Origin of the sequence: Georgenia ruanii (assembly GCF_009193175.1) — a bacterium.
Lineage (GTDB): Bacteria > Actinomycetota > Actinomycetes > Actinomycetales > Actinomycetaceae > Georgenia > Georgenia ruanii.
Window position 1 is genome coordinate 79,544 of sequence record NZ_VUKE01000003.1, and the last position, 19,430, is coordinate 98,973.

Annotated in this window: 16 protein-coding genes; 11 read left to right on the forward strand and 5 right to left on the reverse strand. The window is 74.7% G+C overall.

The genetic code is table 11. The features are described 5' to 3' along the window. The 3 genes from GD880_RS04825 to GD880_RS04835 form a co-directional block, all read right to left on the reverse strand. Window positions 1–1,506 (reverse strand): gluconokinase, encoded by a 1,506-nt coding sequence (locus GD880_RS04825; protein WP_152230494.1) that lies wholly within the window; start codon window positions 1,504–1,506, stop codon window positions 1–3. Window positions 1,507–1,618: 112 nt separating this feature from the next. Next, window positions 1,619–2,179 (reverse strand): alpha/beta fold hydrolase, encoded by a 561-nt coding sequence (locus GD880_RS04830; RefSeq protein ID WP_152230495.1) that lies wholly within the window; start codon window positions 2,177–2,179, stop codon window positions 1,619–1,621. Between the two features lie 96 nt (window positions 2,180–2,275). Next, entirely contained in the window at window positions 2,276–3,214 is a 939-nt protein-coding gene (locus GD880_RS04835) for a cation diffusion facilitator family transporter (RefSeq protein WP_152230496.1), read from the reverse strand. A gap of 168 nt (window positions 3,215–3,382) precedes the next feature. On the opposite strand from GD880_RS04835, the gene GD880_RS04840 reads away from it, so the two are divergent. The 7 genes from GD880_RS04840 to GD880_RS04870 all read left to right on the forward strand — a co-directional run bounded on the left by GD880_RS04840 (window position 3,383) and on the right by GD880_RS04870 (window position 13,664). Next, complete coding sequence (locus GD880_RS04840) at window positions 3,383–4,318, forward strand: cation diffusion facilitator family transporter (RefSeq protein ID WP_152230497.1); 936 nt, start codon at window positions 3,383–3,385, stop codon at window positions 4,316–4,318. Between the two features lie 105 nt (window positions 4,319–4,423). Next, a complete protein-coding gene (locus tag GD880_RS04845) occupies window positions 4,424–4,909 on the forward strand; it encodes a methylated-DNA--[protein]-cysteine S-methyltransferase (protein ID WP_152230498.1) in 486 nt (161 codons plus the stop codon). 68 nt (window positions 4,910–4,977) lie between these two features. After that, window positions 4,978–5,715: a 4'-phosphopantetheinyl transferase family protein gene (locus GD880_RS04850; protein ID WP_226909385.1), complete on the forward strand. Its 738-nt coding sequence runs from the start codon at window positions 4,978–4,980 to the stop codon at window positions 5,713–5,715. A gap of 424 nt (window positions 5,716–6,139) precedes the next feature. Then, window positions 6,140–7,456, forward strand: coding sequence for an aspartate kinase (locus GD880_RS04855; RefSeq protein WP_193314379.1), 1,317 nt, complete (start codon window positions 6,140–6,142; stop codon window positions 7,454–7,456). A gap of 156 nt (window positions 7,457–7,612) precedes the next feature. Further along, window positions 7,613–8,953, forward strand: a complete 1,341-nt coding sequence (locus GD880_RS04860) for a diaminobutyrate--2-oxoglutarate transaminase family protein (protein ID WP_152230657.1) — start codon at window positions 7,613–7,615, stop codon at window positions 8,951–8,953. After that, on the forward strand, window positions 8,950–13,014 hold the full coding sequence (locus GD880_RS04865; protein WP_226909388.1) for a Pls/PosA family non-ribosomal peptide synthetase: 4,065 nt from the start codon (window positions 8,950–8,952) through the stop codon (window positions 13,012–13,014). Before GD880_RS04860 ends, GD880_RS04865 begins: the two co-directional genes overlap by 4 nt. Window positions 13,015–13,136: 122 nt before the next feature. Then, window positions 13,137–13,664, forward strand: a complete 528-nt coding sequence (locus GD880_RS04870) for a matrixin family metalloprotease (protein WP_152230499.1) — start codon at window positions 13,137–13,139, stop codon at window positions 13,662–13,664. Here GD880_RS04870 and GD880_RS04875 read toward each other — a convergent pair. After that, the gene (locus GD880_RS04875) at window positions 13,646–14,080 is read right to left on the reverse strand and encodes a GNAT family N-acetyltransferase (protein ID WP_193314362.1); all 435 of its coding nucleotides are present in this window, start codon (window positions 14,078–14,080) and stop codon (window positions 13,646–13,648) included. The genes GD880_RS04870 and GD880_RS04875 overlap by 19 nt on opposite strands. Before the next feature lie 251 nt (window positions 14,081–14,331). Here GD880_RS04875 and GD880_RS04880 point away from each other — a divergent pair, with 251 nt between their 5' ends. The 4 genes from GD880_RS04880 (at window position 14,332) to GD880_RS04895 (ending at window position 17,726) form a co-directional block, all read left to right on the forward strand. Next, window positions 14,332–14,535 carry a cold-shock protein gene (locus GD880_RS04880; RefSeq protein ID WP_152202843.1) on the forward strand — a complete coding sequence of 68 codons (204 nt, stop codon included), beginning with the start codon at window positions 14,332–14,334 and terminating at the stop codon, window positions 14,533–14,535. 162 nt (window positions 14,536–14,697) lie between these two features. Beyond that, window positions 14,698–15,510 (forward strand): ABC transporter ATP-binding protein, encoded by an 813-nt coding sequence (locus tag GD880_RS04885; RefSeq protein WP_152230501.1) that lies wholly within the window; start codon window positions 14,698–14,700, stop codon window positions 15,508–15,510. Continuing rightward, entirely contained in the window at window positions 15,467–16,294 is an 828-nt protein-coding gene (locus GD880_RS04890) for an ABC transporter permease (RefSeq protein ID WP_152230502.1), read from the forward strand. Before GD880_RS04885 ends, GD880_RS04890 begins: the two co-directional genes overlap by 44 nt. Window positions 16,295–17,096: 802 nt before the next feature. Then, the gene (locus GD880_RS04895) at window positions 17,097–17,726 is read left to right on the forward strand and encodes a DUF998 domain-containing protein (protein ID WP_152230503.1); all 630 of its coding nucleotides are present in this window, start codon (window positions 17,097–17,099) and stop codon (window positions 17,724–17,726) included. Window positions 17,727–17,778: 52 nt separating this feature from the next. On the opposite strand, the gene GD880_RS04900 is transcribed toward GD880_RS04895, so the two are convergent. Next, entirely contained in the window at window positions 17,779–19,428 is a 1,650-nt protein-coding gene (locus GD880_RS04900) for an FAD-binding dehydrogenase (protein ID WP_152230504.1), read from the reverse strand. Between the last annotated feature and the right edge of the window lie 2 nt (window positions 19,429–19,430).

A 19,430-nucleotide genomic window follows, 5' to 3' on the forward strand; every position in this document is an offset into this window, starting at 1 on the left:
TCACCCGGTCGGGGCCACGACCGCCTCGTACAGCTGCTGGTACCGGGTCCGGCGGGTGGCGTAGTACTCGGTGCGCCCGGCGACCGGCACGTAGGTCCGGCCCGTCTCGACCGGCGCCCGCGGCACGTCCGGGGCGAGCACCTCGAGCGCGATGAGCGCCGTTCCGTGCAGGGTCGTGCGCTTCATCGTGACGTGCTCCACGGGAGCGCCGAGCGCGTCGGCGAGCACCTGCAACCACGCAGGGTGGTCGGCCGTCACCCGGCCGCTGGCGGCGATGCGGTGGGCCCGCCCGCCGGCCTGCTGGAGCTGCTCGGCCACCCGGGCGTAGGTCAGCGCCACGCCCTCGAGCGCCCCGCGGTAGAGCAGCGTCGGCGTCGTGGCGGCCGTGACGTCGGCGAACAGGGCGCGGGCGCCGCCCGCCCAGCCTGTGCTGCGCTCGCCGGTGAGGTAGGGCAGGACCACCGGGGCGCCGTCGTCCGGCGGGGCGAGCAGGGCGGCCTCGCGGTCGACGGCGAGGCCGTCCTGGTCCAGCCGGAGCGTGTCCTCGAGCCAGCTGACCACACGGCCGACGTCGTTGAGCGCCCCGCCGAGCAGGGTGCGTGAGGCGTCGACCCGGTAGCACCACAGCCCCGGCGGGATGGTGTCGGGGTGGCCGTGCAGCACCACCCGCATCGCCCCGCTCGTGGCGGCGGCGGCCGCGATGACGGACTCGTCCCCGGCGCCGGCGCCGATGTTGCTGGCGAAGCCGTCGGTGATGACCGGGAACCAGGCGGCACCGGTCAGCGCCGGCCAGCGGCGGCCGGCACGCCCGTCGTCGCGGAGGGGCCGGTCGGGGTCGCGGATCTCGGAGAGGTGGCCGGCGTCGACGCCCGCGGCCGTGAGCATCTCCGCGTCCCAGGCGCCGGCGCGCCGGTCCAGCATCCCGGTCCACGCCGCCGTCGACGTGCCGACCGCGGTGGTGCCCAGCAGCCGCAGGTGCACGTACTCGCCCAGGGACAGCCAGCGCGCCGCGCGGGCGAAGGTGTCCGGTGCGGTCTCGCGCAGCCACCGCAGGCGCGGGGGCAGGTAGCTCGTGTGCAGCCGCGTGCCGGTGCGCTGCTGGACGGCCGCCTCGTCGAGCTCGCCGCGCAGCTGCCGCAGCTGCGGGGCGCAGCGGGAGTCGGCGTAGGTGTAGCACGGGGTGAGCGGGGCGCCGTCGTCGTCCACGCCCACGAGCGAGGAGGCGAACGTGTCCAGGGCGACGCCCGCGATCCGGCGCCGGCCCGGCAGGCGGCCCGTGACCTCGGTGATGACCTCGGCGACCTCGGCGAGGACGGCGTCGGGGTCGATCTCGGAGGTGCCGTCCGAGGCGGTGCGGAACTGGTGGGGGACCTTGTGGCGCAGCCCGCGCACCGGCCGCCCGGCGGCGTCGTACAGCCCGCCGCGCGAGGCCGTCGAGCCGACGTCCAGGGCGAGCACGAACGGCTCGAGCGCGTGGTCCAGCTCGACGCTGGCGGTCTTCGGCATGGGGCTCCCTCGCAGGTCGGGGGCCCATCGTACGGACGCCGACGCCGCGTCTGCCGGGTGAGACCGGCCCGCACCGGCCGGGGGCGCACGCGGCGCGCCCCCGCGGACCCGCTCAGCTCCCGTCGAGCCCGGCGACGAAGTCGGACATGGCGGCGACGACGTTGGCCAGCGCGGCGACCGAGCGGCGCGCGTCGCCGGGGAACTCCAGGCTGTGGTTCGCGCCCTCGATCTCCAGGACCTGGTGGCCGGTGCGGCGCGCGGCGTCGCCGTCCCACAGCGGGTCCGCCGTGCCGCCGATGAGCAGGCTCGGGGCCTCCTGACGTGCCAGGCCCGCGAGGACGTCGGCGTTGCGCATCAGCGGCGTCAGCCAGATGCCGGGGACGCGCATGTCCGCCGCCAGGGGCGCGATGAGGCTCCCCAGCGACTTGCCGATGACCAGCCGGTGGGTCGCCCCGGCGTCGGAGTGCAGCTCGCGCCAGGCGATGTCGCGCACCATGGTGCCCAGGGCGTCGGTGCCGTCGGGGGGCAGCTCGGGCCACCACACGTCGCGGCCGGACCAGCCGTCGTCACGGACGATCATGCGCGCGAAGTGGAGCAATGGTCGGTCAGGCGTGTAGCCGCTGCCGGGGAAGATGATGGCCACCTTGCCGGCGTCCCCGTCGAAGATCCTCACTGCCTGAGGCTATCGTCCGCGACGTGCCCCGGCGTGCGCCGCGCACGAGGGGCTGGCCACATCTCGCGGCCGGCCCCGCCGGCTCCGCGGCCGGGGCTAGGGATGGACCGGTCCCTCGTGCGGGCGGTGCGTGACCGGCTCGAGCTGGAAGGTGGAGTGGGCGACGCTGACCGGGAAGTGGTCCGCCACGCACCGCTGCAGCGCCGCGAGCAGGCCGGGCGCCTGCCCGTCGTGGAAGCAGGAGTCGTCGACCACCACGTGCGCGGAGAGCACCGGCAGGCCGGAGGCGATCTGCGAGGCGTGCAGGTCGTGCACCTCCCGCACGTGCGGCAGCTCGAGGAGGTGGGCGCGCACGTCGTCGAGGTCGAGCCCGCGCGGGGTGGACTCGAGCAGCACGCTGCCCGTCTCGCGCAGGAGCATGATCGTGCGCGGCACGATGAGGGCGCTGATGAGCATGCCGGCCACGGCGTCGGCCCGGGTCCAGCCGGTCGTGGCGATGACGACGGCGGAGACGATGACGGCGGCCGAGCCCAGCGCGTCGTTGACGACCTCGAGGAAGGCCGCGCGCAGGTTGAGGGTGGACGAGCGGCCGCCGGCGAGCACCGCGATGGAGACGAGGTTGGCCGCCAGGCCGATGACGCCGAAGACCAGCAGCCCGTCGGCGGGGACCTCCGGCGGCGCCATGAGCCGCCGGACACCCTCCACCAGGGCGTAGACGCCGACGGCGAGCAGCACGGCGGCCTGCGCCGCGGCGGCGAGCACCTCGGCCCGTCGGAAGCCCCAGGTCCGCCGGGGCGTGGGCGGGCGCAGCGTCAGGGACGCGGCGATCAGCGCGAGCAGCAGGCCGGCGGAGTCGGTGAGCATGTGCGCGGCGTCGACGAGCAGCGCCAGGCTGCCGGTCCACACCGCGCCGACGATCTCCGCCACCAGCACCGTCGCGGTGATGCCGAAGGCCACCGCGAGGCGGCGCCGGCCCGTGTCCTCGGGCCCGTGCCCGTGCCCGTGCGCGTGCCCGTGGCCCGCGTGCCCGTCCAACCCGGCTCCCTCCGACGTCCTGGCGCCATCATCCCGCGCCGGGACGATCGCCCGGGAGAGCACCCGCCGGGCCCCGGAGCGGATCCTGCGGCGGTGGGTGCTCCGGTGGGTCCTCCGGCGGCGGGTCCTCCGGCGGCGGGCCGTCGGGCCCGGTGCTGCAATGGGCCGGTGAACCTCACGGTCGTCGTCGCGCTGGGGGCCAACGCCCTGGTGGCGGTGGCGAAGTCGGTCGCCGCCGCGCTGACCGGGTCGGCCTCGCTGGTGGCCGAGGCGGCCCACTCGTGGGCGGACACGGGCAACGAGGTGCTCCTGCTCGTGGCCGACCGGCGCTCGCGACACCGGCCGGACCGCGCCCACCCGCTCGGCTACGGCCGCGAGGCCTACGTGTGGTCGATGTTCGCCGCGCTCGGGCTCTTCGCGTTCGGCTCGGCGGTCTCCATCACCCACGGGGTGCAGGAGCTCGTCAACCCCGAGCCCGCCGCCCACTTCGCCGTCGGCTACGTCGTGCTGGCCGTCGCGTTCTGCCTCGAGGGCGTCTCCTTCCTCCAGGCGCTGCGGCAGGTGCGGAGCGAGGCGCGGCGGGTGCGCCGGGATCCGCTCGAGCACGCGCTGGAGACCTCCGACCCCACCCTGCGGGGGGTCTTCGCCGAGGACGCCGCCGCGCTCGTCGGCCTCGTCCTGGCGTTCGCGGGGCTGCTTGCCCACCAGCTCACGGGCTCGCCGGTGCCCGACGCCCTCGGCTCGATCGCCGTGGGCCTGCTCCTCGGCGTGGTCGCGGTGGTGCTGATCGACCGCAACCGCCGCTTCCTCGTGGGTGAGGCCGCCGACGAGCGGCTCACCGCCGGCGCGCTGGGCCACCTGTGCTCGTTGCCGGAGGTGGCCCGGGTGACGTACCTGCACCTGGAGTTCGTCGGCCCGCGGCAGGTCTTCCTCGTGGCGAGCGTCGACCTCGAGGGGGACGTCGTGGAGTCCGCCGTCGCGCCGCAGCTGCGCCGGGTCGAGGCCGCGTGCGAGGCGGTGCCGCTGGTGCGCAAGGCGGTCGTCACGGTGGCCGGCCCGAACGAGCCGAGCCTGCCGCTGCCCCCCGCCGCCCACGTGCGGTGACCCGTCGCGCGCGGACCCGGCAGGCGCCCGGTGCCGGCGCCGCGCGCGGCGCCTCACGAACGTGTCGGTGCCGGCGTCTACCGTCGGGACAACAGAGGAGGCGCCATGACGTACGCACTGGTGAACTCGCCCGTCGGCACGTTGACCCTCGTGGCCGACGGCGAGGCGCTGACCGGCCTCTACATGGAGCGCGCCAAGCACGTCCCGGACGCCGCGACCTTCGGGCCGCGCGACGACGACGCCCTCGCGGTCGTCGCCGGGCAGCTGGGGGAGTACTTCGGCGGCCGGCGGCGCACCTTCGACGTCCCGCTGCGCCCGGCCGGTAGCCCCTTCCAGCGGCGGGTCTGGGAGGCGCTCACCCGCATCCCGTACGGGGCCACCTGCTCCTACGGGGAGCTGACGGCGGAGCTGGGCCTCACCGCGCAGGCGGTGCGGGCCGTGGCCGGGGCCAACGGCCGCAACCCGGTCTCGATCATCGTGCCGTGCCACCGGGTCATCGGCGCCGACGGCAGCCTCACCGGTTACGCCGGGGGCGTCGAGCGCAAGCGGTACCTGCTCGACCTCGAGCGCCAGGATGCCACCTTGTTCTGATCGGCCCGCGCCCGGGGGCTACCCGGCGGAGAATGCCGGGAGGTGCCCGCGGCCCTGCGAGGTGGTCGGTGAGCGAGATCGGCGACGGCGCACCGCTGCTCGCGGGCCTGGTCCCGGACGTGGTCGTGGTCGAGACGTTCACCACCGGCCCGGCCGCGGCTCTGCCTCCCGAGGAGGCGGCCCTGGTCGCCGCGGCGACCCCGGAGCGGCGCCGCGAGTTCGCCGCGGCACGGTCCTGCGCCCGCCGCGCCCTGGCCCAGCTGGGCGTGGCGCCGCAGCCGATCCTCCTCGACCGGGACGTCCCGGCGTGGGCCGCCCGCGCGCCGCGGTGGCCCGAGGGCGTCGTCGGGAGCATGACGCACAGCGACGGCTACCACGCGGCGGCCGTCGCGCGCGCCAGCGTGATCGCCGCCGTCGGTGTCGACGCCGAGCCCAACGAGCCGCTCCCCGCTGGGGTCCGGGAGCTGGTCACGACCGACGAGGAGCGCGCGCTCCTGGCCCGGCTGTCCGGCACGCGGGCGGACGTGGCCTGGGACCGGCTGGTGTTCAGCGCGAAGGAGAGCGTGTACAAGGCCTGGTTCCCGCTCACCCGGCGGTGGCTGGACTTCGGCGACTGCCTGGTCCGGCCGGCGCCCGGGGGTACGTTCACCGTGGCGCTGCGGATGGCCAGGCCCGCCGCGGGGGGTGCCCGCATCAGCGGGCTCGCCGGGCGGTGGCGCACCGCGCGCCGCGGCGGTCGCGGGTACGTCGCGACGGCGCTCGCCGTGCCCGCCGCCCCCGGCGCCGGCGGACCGCCCGCCCGCTAGCGGCACCGGCAGCGCGGGCCCGGTACGACGCCGTCCGCGCCGCCCCCACACGACGCGGGCGGACCGGTTCACCTGCCTGACGAATTGTTCAGATTCCTCAGGTTTCACTCAGCCAGGTCCTTCATGGTTCATCGATCGAACGCCACGAGGCCAGACCGATGACGACCACGGCAAGGACCCCAGCAGCGCCGCGCCGGGCACTCGGCGGCGGACGTGCGCACCGCGTCCGCCAGCTCCTGACCCGACCGGTCTCCCACCACCGGACGCGCGCGACCCGCCAGCGGCGGCGGGTCGCCGGGGCCGGGGGCGTCCTTGCCGGACCGGCTCGGCAGCACGTCAGGTCCGAGGACCAGCAACCACATCCGTACTCCGGGACAGCAGAGGAGGGGCCGTGTACGGTCGCTCGCCAGGGTTGGAGCCCGACATCACGACGGACGCATGGGTTCCCGACGCCGCCGTGCGACGGCGCCCGCGCGAAGCCTTGGTCGTGCAGAAGTTTGGCGGGTCCTCGGTCGCCGACCCCGTCAGCATCCGGCGCGTGGCGCACCGGGTCCTCGAGGCGCGTGCCGCCGGCCGCCGCGTCGTGGTCGTGGTCTCCGCGATGGGCGACACCACCGACGAGCTGCTGGACCTCGCCAACGGCGTGACGCCGTTCCCGTCCGCACGCGAGCTCGACGTGCTGCTCTCCGCCGGGGAGCGGATCTCCACGGCGCTGCTCGCCCTCGCCCTGACCGATCGGGGGGTGAGCGCGCGGGCCTTCACCGGTCCGGAGGCGGGCCTCGTGACCGACGGCACCCACGGCAAGGCCCATCTCGTGGACGTCAACCCCCGCCGGATCCGCAGCTTCCTGCGCCAGGACGGGATCGCCGTCGTCGCCGGATTCCAGGGGGAGTCCCGGTCGACGAAGGAGGTCACGACGCTCGGCCGGGGCGGGTCCGACATCACTGCGGTCGCGCTGGCCGCCGCGCTGGGGGCCGCCGAGTGCGAGATCTACACGGACGTCGCCGGCGTCTACTCGGCGGATCCGCGGGTCGTGCCCGCCGCCCGGAAGATCCCCTCCCTCACGAGCGAGGAGATGCTGGAGCTGGCGGCAGCCGGCGCCAAGGTGCTGCACCCGCGCTGCGTGGAGTACGCCCGCCGCTTCGGCGTCGTCCTGCACGTCCGGTCGTCCTTCACGCAAGAGCCCGGCACCCTCGTCCTGCCTGACCGACGGAGCGTCCCGGGCGAGCCCGTGGAGCTGGAGCAACCCATCGTCACCGGGGTGACGGCCGACCCGAACCAGGCGAAGGTCACCGTCACCGGCGTCCCCGACGCGGCCGGTGCCGCGGCCCGGATTTTCCGCCTCGTCGCCCGCGCCGGCGTCCGCGTCGAGATGATCGTGCAGAACGCCGGCACCCTCGGGTCGGGGCGCACCGACATCTCCTTCACCGTCCCCGCCGAGCACGGGCCCGCCGTCGTGAAGCTGCTCCGCGAGGCGCGCGAGCACGTCGGGTTCCTCGCCGTCGACCGCGACGAGGAGATCGCCCTGCTCTCGGTGCGCGGGTTCGGCATGCGTCAGGGCCACCGCGTCTTCCCCCGTGTGCTCGCGGCACTGGCCCGCGCCGGCGTGAACGTCGAGATGATCTCGGCCTCCGAGTTCCGGATCGCCGTGGTCGTCCGGGCCGACGCGCTGGCCCGGGCCGAGGACGCGGTCGGCGAGGCGTTCTCCGCGACGTGGGCGGAGGTGCCGGCGCTCGTGTGACCAGATGTGCGCGCCCGGGCGGCGCGCGTCCTCGGCGGGTGCCGCACCATCCCGCCCCCTCGATGACGGAGGTCGATCCGCGTGGCAATCCAGCCCCTGACCCTGCCCGTTCCCACCTCACCCCCGGCCCTGACCGAGGAGGGCTTCGCCGGCCCGATGGTCGCCGGCGACCTTCCCGGTCCCCGCTCCCGCGTCCTGCTCGAGCGTCAGGAGCAGCGCGAGTCCAACGCGCGCACGTACCCGCGCCACCTCCCCATCGCCATCGCGGACGCGCGGGGCTCGCTGGTCCGCGACGTCGACGGCAACGTCTTCATCGACTTCCTCGCCGGCGCCGGGGTGCTCTCCCTCGGGCACAACCACCCCGAGCTCGTGCGCGTGGCGGCCCGCCAGCTGGAGATCTTCACCCACGGCCTGGACCTGCCCACCCCCGCGAAGGACGACTTCGTCACCGCCCAGCTCTCCATGCTCCCCGCCGCGCTGAAGGACCGGATGAAGATCCACTTCTGCGGCCCCACCGGGGCGAACGCGGTCGAGGCGGCCATCAAGCTGTGCAAGACCGCCACCGGCCGGGACGACATCGTCAGCTTCGCCGGCGGCTTCCACGGCAGCACCGCCGCCGCCATGGCGGTGACCGGGCTCGTCGAGCAGAAGGCGCCGGTGGGCGGCGGCATGCCGGGCGTCCACTTCTTCCCCTACTCCTACTGCGCCCGCTGCCCGCTGGGGCTGAGCAAGGAGTCCTCCGGCACCCGGTGCGCCCACTACCTCGAGAACGCGCTCACCGACCCCCTCGGCGGCATCCCGTTGCCCGCCGCGGTGATCATGGAGATGGTCCAGGGCGAGGGCGGCGTCATCCCCGCCACGTACGAGTTCGCCCAGCGGGTGCGCCGCCTCACCCGGGAGCTCGGCATCCCCCTCATCGTCGACGAGGTCCAGACCGGTTGCGGCCGCACCGGGACCTGGTTCGCGTTCGAGCAGTACGACATCGAGCCGGACGTCATCGTCGCGTCCAAGGCGCTCAGCGGCATCGGCACGCCGGTCGCCGTGATCCTGTACGACAAGGAGCTCGACCGCTGGGCCCCCGGCGCGCACATCGGCACGTTCCGCGGGAACCAGCTGGCCTTCGCCACCGGCGCGGCCGCGGTCGAGATCGTGCGCCGGGACCGGGTGCTGGAGAACGTGCGGGAGCGGGGCGCGCAGGTCGCCGCGCTGCTGACGCCGCTGGAGACCCTTGACTGGGTGCTGGAGGTGCGCGGCCGGGGCTTGATGTGGGGCATCGAGCTCGTCCACCCCGGCACCGGCCGCCCGGACGGCGAGCTGGCCGAGGCGGTCCAGGCCGAGGCACTGCGCCACGGCGTCATCGTGGAGACCGGCGGCCGGGACGGCTGCGTCGTCCGGCTCCTGCCACCGCTGAATGTCACGGAGGACCACGTCGCCGCGGCCTGCGGCGTGCTCGTCGACGCCGTCAGCGCCGTCGGGGAGCAGGGGAGGGCTGCATGACCACGACCCGAACCGAGGTCGACCTGCTCGGGCCGGTGCTCGTGCCGCGGGCGGACCGGACCTTGCGGTGGCGCCCGGGGGAGCGGATGGAGTCGCTGTTCGAGGAGACGTGCGACCGGCTCCGCCGTCCGGACGGGTCCAGCCCGCTGGCGGTGGACGCCCCCGAGGAGGCGCTCACCTACGACGAGCTCGACCGGCGCGCCAACGGCCTGGCCCGCTACCTGCTCGCCGGGGGCACCCGGCCCGGGGACCGGGTGGCCCTGCTCCTCGACCACGCCGTGAGCGCCTACACCGCGATGCTGGCGGTGCTGAAGCTGCGGGCCGCCTACGTCCCGCTCGACGCCGGGTTTCCCGACGACCGGATCGACTACATCGTCGCCGACGCCGGCGCGACGACCGTGCTGACCGTCTCCCACCTGCGGGAACGCCTGACACGGACCGGCGCCCGGGTGGTCTGCCTGGACGAGGCGGCCCCCGCGCTGGCCACCGCCGAGGACTCCCGCCTCCAGCCCGGGCCGGCCGGGGGAGCGGCCGAGGAGCTCGCCTACATCATCTACACGTCCGGGTCGACCGGGCGGCCCAAGGGCGTCGCCGTCGAGCACGCGAGCATCTGCAACTTCGTGCGCGTGGCGGCCGAGGTCTACGGCTACGACCCGACCGACCGGGTCTACCAGGGCATGACGATCGCCTTCGACTTCTCCGTCGAGGAGATCTGGGTGCCGTGGATGGTGGGGGCCACCCTCGTGCCGCGGCCCCAGGGGGGCAGCCTGCTCGGCCTCGAGCTCGCGACCTTCCTGCGCGAGCGCCGGGTCACGGCCATGTGCTGCGTGCCGACCCTGCTGGCCACGCTCGAGGAGGACCTGCCCGAGCTGCGGTTCCTGCTGGTCTCCGGCGAGGCGTGCCCGCGCGACCTCATCGTGCGCTGGCACCGGGACGGGCGCCGGTTCCTCAACGTCTACGGCCCTACCGAGGCGACCGTGACGGCGACGTGGGACGTGGTCGACCCGGACGAGCCGGTCACCCTCGGCGTCCCGCTGCCCACGTACTCCGCGGTCATCCTCCACCCCGAGGAGGCCCGCGCCCTGCCGCCGGGCGAGATGGGCGAGATCGGCATCGCCGGGGTGGGGCTGGCCCGCGGGTATGTCGGCCGGGACGACCTGACGCGCAAGGCGTTCATCCCCGACTTCCTCGGGATGCCGGACAACCCGACGGGACGGATCTACCGCACCGGGGACCTCGGCCGCCTCGACGAGCACGGGCGGATCGAGTACCACGGCCGCATCGACACCCAGGTGAAGGTCCGGGGCTACCGGATCGAGCTGTCCGAGATCGAGTCCGTGCTGCTGCAGGCCCCCGGGGTGGCCCAGGCGGTGGTCTCCACCCACGAGCCGCGGCCCGGCGTGGTGGAACTGGCCGCCTACTACACGGCGCGCCGGGACGCTCCCGCCGCCGAGGATGAGCTGGTGCGGCGCCTGCGCGAGCGGCTGCCCGCGTACATGGTGCCCGCCTACCTCGAGCGGCTCGAGACGATCCCGATGCTGCCCAGCGGCAAGGCGGACCGCAAGAGCCTGCCGCCGCCGACCCGGCGCGGTGCCCCCGAGGGAGACGTCGTGCCGCCGGCGACCCCCACCGAGGAGGCGCTCGCGCGCGAGCTCGCCGAGGTCCTCGGCCTCGACCGGGTCTCGGTCGAGGCGCACTTCTTCGAGGACCTCGGGCTCAACTCCCTGCTGCTGGCCCACTTCGCGGCGCGGGTCCGCCAGCACACCACCCTCCCGCCGCTGGCCATCCAGGACCTCTACCAGCACCCGACCGTGCGGCAGCTGGCCGAGGTCTCCGACGCGGCGGCGGAGGACGCCACCGACCTTGCCGACGCCGCCGAGGAACCGGAGCCCGTGGCCCAGGTGGGCGCGGGGGCGTTCGTGCTGTGCGGGGCCCTGCAGACCGCCCTCGTGCTGGCGTACTCCTACCTCCTCGCGCTCGGGGCCGTCGTCGGGTACAACTGGGTCGCCGCGGGCACCGGGCTCGTGGACATGTGGGTCCGCTCGGTGAGCTTCGGGATGGGCACCGTCCTGGCGACCGCCCTGGTCCCGGTCGCGCTGAAGTGGCTGCTGGTGGGGCGCTGGACCGAGGGAGAGCTCCCGGTCTGGAGCCTGCGGTACGTGCGCTTCTGGTTCCTCAAGGCCACGCTGACGATCAACCCGATGCGGTTCTTCGTCGCCACACCGCTCTATCCGCTCTACCTGCGCGCGCTCGGCGCCCACATCGGCCGGGACGTGACGATCCTGACGACGGCGCCCGTGGGCTGCCCCGACCTGCTCACCGTCGGTGACCGCACGGTCATCCGCAAGGACACCGACGTGCGGTGCTACCGCGCCGAGGCCGGGCGCATCCAGACCGGGCGCGTCACGATCGGCCGCGACGTCCTCGTGGGCGAGCATTCCGTCATCGAGATCGGCACGGAGATGGGCGACCGGTCCCAGCTCGGGCACACCTCCTCCTTGCACCGCGGTCAGCGGGTGCCGGCCGGGGAGCACTGGCACGGGTCACCGGCCCGCCGCACCGCCACGGACTACGACGTCGTCCCGCCCGTGCCCCGCGGTGCCGGCCGGCGCGCGGCCTACGGCGTCATGGTGGTGCTCAACCGCCTCGGGCTGGTCGCCCCCGTCGGGTTCCTGCTCCTCGCGATGGGGGGGACGAACTTCTACGCCTACGCCAACCTCGGGCACATCCAGGCGAACCGTGCGGAGTTCTGGGTCGTGCTGCTCGTCGCCGCCACGGTGCTGTACTTCGGCGGGCTCGCCGCGATGCTGGTCGCGGTGGTGACCGTGCCCCGGCTGCTGAGCAGGTTCGTGGTCCCTGGGAGGACCTACCCGCTGTACGGCTTCGCCTACGCCGCGCACCGGGCCGTCTGGCGGCTGACCAACAACCGGTTCCTCATGCGGATCTCCGGCGACAGCTCGCTGGTCGTCCACTACCTCCGCCTGCTCGGCTACCACCAGCCCGGGCTGGTGCAGACCGGCTCGAACTTCGGCGTCGCGCTCCAGCACGTCAACCCGCACCTGACGGTCATCGGGTCGGGGACCATGATCTCGGACGCGCTGTCCGTCATGAATGCCGACTACTCCAGCACCTCCTTCCGGGTGAGCACCGCCGCCATCGGGGCCAGGAACTTCCTCGGGAACAACATCAACTTCCCGGCCGGCGCCCGCGTGGGGGACAACTGCCTCCTGGCGACGAAGGTCATGGTGCCGGTCGACGGGCCGCTCCGGGAGGGCGTCGGGCTCCTGGGCTCGCCCCCGTTCGAGATCCCGCGCACGGTCGACCGCGACCGGTCCTTCGACGACCGCCGCACCCCCGAGGGGCTGGCCGCCGCGCTGCCGGGGAAGAACCGGCACAACGCCGGCACGCTCGCGCTGTACCTGCTCGCCCAGTGGGTGCGGATGGTCCTCGCCCTCCTGGCCATCGCCGTGGGCGCGGGCACGGCGGACGACGTCGGCGCGCTTGCCGTCGTGGGCGCCGGCGTCGCCCTCGTGCTGTTCACCGTCGGGTCCTCGGTCCTGCTGGAGAACGCCTCCCGCCGGTTCCGCCCCCTCGAGCCGCTCTTCTGCTCCATCTACGACGCGCGCTTCTGGCGGCACGAGCGCCACTGGAAGTTTTTCGGCGAGAGCGCGGCGATCTTCAACGGCACACCGTTCAAGCCTCTGGTGTGGCGACTCCTCGGGGTCCGGATCGGCCGCCGGGTCTTCGACGACGGCGCCGGCATCGTCGAAAAGACCCTCGTCAGCATCGGCGACCGTGCCACGCTCAACGCGGGCAGCGACATCCAGTGCCACTCGATGGAGGACGGGGCGTTCAAGATGGAGGCCATCGAGATCGGTCCGGACACCACTCTCGGCGTGCGCGCCTTCGTCCACTACGGCGTGACCCTCGAGCGCGGGGCGACACTGGCCGCCGACTCCTTCCTCATGAAGGGCACGGACGTGCCGGAGGGCACCCGCTACGGCGGCAACCCGGCGCGCCCGCTCAGCCGCATGCCGGTCCCGGCCCAGCGGCGAGCTTGATGCGCCGACGTGGGCTGCTGGCCGCCGTCGTGCTGATCGGTGCGGCGTGCGTGTGCCGCTGCTCCACGACCCCGTCCGAGCAACCGTGGACCGACACGGCCCCGACAGCCTGCGAGGCGCCCGTGACCGCGACCCAGACCGACGTGGACCCCAAGGACTCACCGGAGAAGCCGTGGCGACGCGAGGGCGACGCCAAGGTCCGGGTGGTCTTCGAGACGCACGCGCTCTCGGACCGCTACCGGCAGATGGTGACCCGGGCGGCCGACATCTGGTCCGCCTCGCCGTGCATCGCGGCCGTCGCCGCCGACCGGTGCGCCGAGGGCGACAACTGCGTCCGGGTGGTGGAGCAGAAGGCGGACGGACGCTCCACCGACGGCGAGTTCAAGGGGAAGGACGGGAAGAAGTACCGGCACGGCGGCAAGATCACCCTCTACACCGCCCTGCTGGACCGGAACACCGACCAGGGCGCCCTGGCGACGGTCGTCCACGAGATGGGCCACGCCCTCGGGCTGGTGCACCGTCTCGACACCGCCTCGGTGATGAACTCCCACACGGACCAGCACACCAACCCCATCCCGGACGCCACCGACTTCGCCAATCTCGCCGTCATCTACGGGCGGGAGGGGCCGGCTCAGAGCGCCTTGGCGTAGCAGAGGCTCAGGGGGTTGCCCGCGTGCGGCCCGTACGCCTCGACGGCGCGGAAGCCGAGCTTCTCGTACAGCGCGACCGACTCCGGCTGCCGCACGCCCGTCTCCAGGAGCAGCGTGCGGATCTCCTGGGCGCGGGCGCGGTCCTCGAGGGTGGCCAGCAGCTGGGTGGCGATGCCGCGGCCGCGGTGCCCGGGAGCGACGAACATCCGCTTGATCTCCCCGACGCCGGGCGCGTAGGGCACGAGCGCGACGCAACCCGCCGCCTCGCCCTCGACATCGGCGAGGAGGAACCGGGCGCGCGGGTCGAGCCCGTGGGCCGTGGGGTCCTCGGGGTAGCGGGCGTTCAGCTCGTCCACCGCCGCCACGAGCAGGCGGACCAGCTCCGGGTCCTGCGGCGGGGGCGAGACGATCAGCACGGCGACCATGGTAGGAGCGCCGGACGTGGCCCCGTCCCCGCCGGCCGGGACCGGCCGCCCGAACGTGGGGAAAACCATTAGCGCGGCCGGGGGTGATGCCGTAGGCTCCTAGCCACAGTTACAGTGCACTCAGAGTTTGTACGGCCCCCGCATCCAGCTGGGTTGCTCTTCCTTCAGGGAGCAGACGACGAACACCGTGACAAGCAGGGCCCAATCCGCGGCACTGTTTGAGCTTCTTTGAAGGAGACACCATGGCAACCGGAACCGTGAAGTGGTTCAACGCTGAGAAGGGGTTCGGCTTCATCGCCCCCGACGACAACTCCGCCGACGTGTTCGTGCACTACTCGGCCATCAACTCGAGCGGCTACCGCTCGCTCGACGAGAACCAGAAGGTCGAGTTCGACATCACGCAGGGCCCCAAGGGCCCGCAGGCCGAGAACGTCCGCCCGCTCTGATCTGATCAGGGTGGACTGACCTCCGCCTCACCGAGGGCCCCGGCGTTGCGCGCCGGGGCCCTCGTGCATCTCCGGCCGGCCCTGCGGGCACCCTCGGGCCGGTCCCGGCGCCCGTCCCGGCGCGCCCTGGCTCCTCCCAGCCGCCGGACGTACCGTGAACAGGTGACCGAGAGCGTCACGGCGGTCGAGTGCGTCGACCTCACCTACCGCTTCGGCGAGCATCGCGCCGTCGACGGCGTCAGCCTCGCCGTCCGCCCCGGGGAGGTGTTCGGCCTGCTGGGACCCAACGGCGCCGGCAAGACGACGGCGATCCGCCTCATCGTCACCCTCCTGCCCGTGCAGCAGGGCGCCGTGCGGGTGTTCGGCGTCGACGTCCGCCGCGACCCGCTCCGGGCGCGCCGCATGCTCGGATACGTCCCCCAGCAGCTCTCTGCCGACCCCGCCCTCACCGGCCTGGAGAACGTCGCGCTGTTCGCGCGGCTCTACGACGTCCCGCGCCGCGAGCGGCGCCGCCGCGTGGCGGAGGTGCTCGACAAGGTCGGACTGGCCCCGCACGCGGGCCGCCTCGCCGCCACCTACTCCGGCGGCATGGTGCGCCGCCTGGAGCTGGCCCAGGCGCTGGTCAACCGCCCGCGCCTGCTCGTGCTCGACGAGCCGACGATCGGGCTGGACCCGGTGGCCCGTGACGAGGTCTGGGACCACATCGGCGGGCTCGTCGCCACCGAGGGCACCACCGTCCTGGTGACCACCCACTACATGGAGGAGGCCGACCAGCACTGCGACCGCGTCGCCCTCATGCACCTGGGCCGGCTGCGCGCCACCGGGACGCCCGGTGAGCTGCGCGCCGCGGAGGGGGAGGGCGCCACGCTCGAGGACGTGTTCCGGCGCTGGGCCGGGACGCACCTGGGCGCCGAGACTGGGGAGGACTTCCGTGCGATCCGCAGCACGCGCCGCGCCGCCAGCGGTCGCGGCTGAGGCGACGTCGGACCCGTCGGGGTGGCAGGTCCTGCCCTCCCGGGTCGTGACCTTCTGCCTCGTCGAGCTGCAGAAGCTCGGCCACGACTGCACCGAGCTGTTCACCCGGGCGGTCCAGCCGGCACTCTGGTTGCTCGTGTTCGGCCAGACGTTCACCCACCTGCACGCCATCCCGACCGGGAACGTGCCCTACCTCGACTTCCTCGCCCCGGGCATCATCGCCCAGTCCGCGCTGTTCGTCGCCATCTTCTACGGCATCCAGATCATCTGGGACCGCGACGCCGGCGTCCTGGCCAAGCTGCTCGTCACGCCCACCCCGCGGGCCGCCCTGGTCACGGGCAAGGCCTTCGCCGCCGGGGTGCGTGCCCTCGCCCAGGCGGTCGTGGTGCTCGTGCTGGCGGCCCTCCTCGGGGTGGCCCTGTCGCGCAACCCGCTCGACCTGCTGGGCATGGTCGTCGTGGTCATGCTCGGCTCGGCCTTCTTCGCCTGCCTGTCGATCACGATCGCCGGCGTGGTGCTGCGCCGAGACCGCCTCATGGGCATCGGGCAGGCCATCACGATGCCGCTGTTCTTCGCCTCCAACGCGCTGTACCCCCTGGCGATCATGCCCGCCTGGCTCCAGGCGATCAGCCGGGTCAACCCGCTCTCCTACGAGGTCGACGCCCTGCGCGGGCTCCTCATCGGCACCCCCGCGCACCTCGCGCTCGACCTCGCGGTGCTCCTGGCGGCCGCGGTGGCGGCCATCGCGGCCGCCGCCGCGCTGCTCGGCCGGCTCGCCCGGTAGCCCCCCGATTGCAGCGCGACGCTCCGGGCTGACGACGACGGGTCGTCAACCGCCGAGCCACCAGAGCAGCGGGGTGCCGGGAGCGCGCCGCCGGTGATCGTCGGTCCGCTCGGTGGGGGCCTCGGTCGGGGCGCCCTGAGACCCGGGGTTCTGCGGCGTGCCGTCCTGTGCCCCGGGGTCCGCGGCGGTCGTGGGGCCGGCGGCCTCGTGAGCACCGGCGGGAGTGGGGACGGGCGCGGGCGCCGTTGTGCCGCTCGTGGCGGGGGTGTGGGGCGCCGCGGGCGCTGGCCAAGGAGCCGGCGCCTCAGACGTCGCCTCGGACGTTGTGTCGGACGTCGCCTCGGAGGAGGCGGCCGGGAGCTCGTGAGGCTCGGCCGGAGATGGGTCTGGCCGCTCGGTGGACGGCTCCGGCGCCGGGGCGACCGACGGTGGCGCGGGGGGCCGTTGCGGGACGACGGCGGGGACGCCGGTCGGACCGGGCACCGGCACGGGCTCGGCGACCTCGGCGCGCGCGGGCTCCGCGCCGAGGCCGACGGCCGAGAGGCCCGCGGCGGTGCCGAGCCCGATCCCGAGCCCGACGACGACCGCCGCCCCCTCCGCCCAGCTGCGGCGGCGGAGTCTCGGTGCACGCATGTGTCCGCTCCTTCGTCTCGTGCGGGACCAATGGAGGCGCCGAGCTCCCCTCGGCGCCCCGGCTCCGTCCGGCTCGCGGTCCCGCCGCGGCGCGTTCCTGCTCGGCCGAGGGTAACGCTTGTATAACGTCCGCAATACTCGGGGCGCCGTCGCGGGGCATCGTGGACCCATGGCGGACCGACTCACCCGGCGCCTGCTCGGGGCCGGCGTGGCCGCCGGGCCGGTGTTCGTCGCCGTCACGACCACCCAGATGCTGACCCGGGAGGGCTTCGACGTCCTGCACCACCCCCTCAGCCTCCTCAGCCGGGGCGCGGCGGGCTGGGTCCAGGTGACCAACTTCGTCGTCGCCGGCGTCCTGGTAGGCGGCTACGCCGTCGGCGTCCGCCGGCTCCTCCGGCCCGGCCCGGCCGCCGCGGCGGCGCCGGTCGCGCTCGCCGCGCTGGGCGCCGGGCTCGTCGGGGCCGGCGCGTTCGTCACCGATCCCGGCGGTCTGGGCTTCCCGCCCGAGGACGCCGCGGCGGGGACCACCTGGCACGGGCTCGCCCACGCCGCGGCGACGGCGGTCGGCCTCAACGCCGGCATCGCCGCCGCGGTGGTCCTCGCCCACCGGTTCTCCCGTGCCGGCGCGCGCGGGTGGGCCGGCTACTGCCTGGCCACCGCCGCGCCCCTGGCCGTCCTCGCCTGGTGGCGCGGTCCCACCCTGGTCAGCGTGCGGCTCGCCGTTGACGTCGTCCTGCTCGCCGCCTGGGTCTCGCTCGTCGCGGCGCGCCTGTACCGGGAGGCCGCGGCGCAGCGGTGAGCCACGCAACCGGAGCGGCGAGGGACGAGGTGGAGCTCTTGGCGGGGCGCGCTCAGACGGCCGCGGCCGCCGCTCGCCCGGCCTGGCGTCCGGAGAACAGGCACCCGCCGAGGAACGTGCCCTCCAGGGCGCGGTAGCCGTGCATCCCCCCGCCGCCGAAGCCGGCCACCTCCCCGGCGGCGTGCAGCCCCGGGAGCGGCGCACCGTCGGTGCGCAACACCCGCCCGTCCAGGTCGGTCTCCAGCCCGCCGAGCGTCTTGCGGGTGAGCACGTGCAGCTTGACCGCGATGAGCGGTCCGGCCGCCGGGTCGAGCAGCCGGTGCGGCGCGGCCACCCGGATGAGCCGGTCCCCGCGGTAGGTGCGGGCCTGGCGCAGCGCCGCGACCTGTAGGTCCTTGGTGAACGGGTTGGCCAGCTCCCGGTCCCGCGCCACCACTTCGCGCTCGACCCGCGCCGGGTCGAGCAGCGGCTCCGGTGTCAGGGCGTTCATGCCGGCGACCAGGTCGGCGAGCGTGTCGGCGACCACGAAGTCGGCCCCATGCTCCTTGAACGCCTCGACCGGTCCGGGGGCGCCCGGGCGCAGCCGCTGCGCGAGCAGGCGCAGGTCCTTGCCGGTCAGGTCCGGGTTCTGCTCCGATCCCGAGAGGGCGAACTCCTTCTCGATGATGCGCTGGGTCAGGACGAACCAGCTGTGGTCGTGCCCGGTGCGCCGCAGGTGCGCCAGGGTCGCGAGGGTGTCGAAGCCGGGGAAGAGCGGCACCGGGAGGCGCCGGCCGGTGGCGTCGAGCCACAGCGACGACGGGCCCGGCAGGATCCGGATGCCGTGGCCGGGCCACACGGGCGCGTAGTTGGTGATGCCCTCGGTGTAGTGCCACATGCGGTCGCGGTTGACGGCGCTGGCGCCGGCGGCCACCGCGGTCTCGAGCATGCGTCCGTCGACGTACGCCGGGACCCCGGTGAGCAGGTGCGCGGGCGGCGTGCCGAGCCGGGCGGGCCAGTACCGGCGCACCAGCCCGGGGTTGCCGCCGATGCCGCCGGAGGTGACGACGACGGCGCCGGCGTGCCGCTCGAAGTGCCCCGCCGCGGTGCGGGAGGACGGCGCGCCGCGCGGGGTGGAGCTGGGCTCGAGCACGGTGCCCTGCACGCCGTCGACCACGCCGTCGGTCATGGTGAGGCCGTCCACCCGGTGGCGGAAGGCCACCTGGACGAGGCCTGCGTCGACGGCGGCGCGCACCTGGCGCACGAACGGCTCGAGCAGCCCCGGCCCGGTGCCCCAGGTGACGTGGAAGCGCGGGACGGAGTTGCCCGGCCCGGCCGCCCCGGAGCCGCCGCGCTCCGCCCAGCCGACCACCGGGAAGAACCGCACCCCGAGCCGGTGCAGCCAGGCGCGCTTCTCTCCGGCCGCGAACTCGACATACGCGCGCGCCCACTCCCGCGGCCAGCGGTCCTCCCGGTCCCGGTCGAACCCGGCGGTGCCCGCCCAGTCCTGCCGGGCGAGCTCGTGGCTGTCGCGCACGCCCATGCGGCGCTGCTCGGGGGAGTCCACGAGGAAGAGGCCGCCGAAGGACCAGAACGCCTGGCCGCCGAGGTTGGCCGCGTTCTCCTGGTCCAGCAGGAGCACGCGCCTGCCCGCCGCGGCCAGCTCGGCGGTGGCGACGAGCCCGGCCAGTCCGGCCCCCACCACGATGACGTCGGCGTCCATCG

Bases quoted from the DNA above. Each gene is read 5' to 3' on its own strand.
- GD880_RS04845 (WP_152230498.1), top strand. From the start codon at position 4,424: ATGACGTACGCACTGGTGAACTCGCCCGTCGGCACGTTGACCCTCGTG.
- GD880_RS04860 (WP_152230657.1), top strand. From the start codon at position 7,613: ATGGTCGCCGGCGACCTTCCCGGTCCCCGCTCCCGCGTCCTGCTCGAG.
- GD880_RS04900 (WP_152230504.1), bottom strand. From the start codon at position 19,428: ATGGACGCCGACGTCATCGTGGTGGGGGCCGGACTGGCCGGGCTCGTC.
- GD880_RS04865 (WP_226909388.1), top strand. From the start codon at position 8,950: ATGACCACGACCCGAACCGAGGTCGACCTGCTCGGGCCGGTGCTCGTG.
- GD880_RS04825 (WP_152230494.1), bottom strand. From the start codon at position 1,506: ATGCCGAAGACCGCCAGCGTCGAGCTGGACCACGCGCTCGAGCCGTTC.
- GD880_RS04880 (WP_152202843.1), top strand. From the start codon at position 14,332: ATGGCAACCGGAACCGTGAAGTGGTTCAACGCTGAGAAGGGGTTCGGC.
- GD880_RS04895 (WP_152230503.1), top strand. From the start codon at position 17,097: ATGGCGGACCGACTCACCCGGCGCCTGCTCGGGGCCGGCGTGGCCGCC.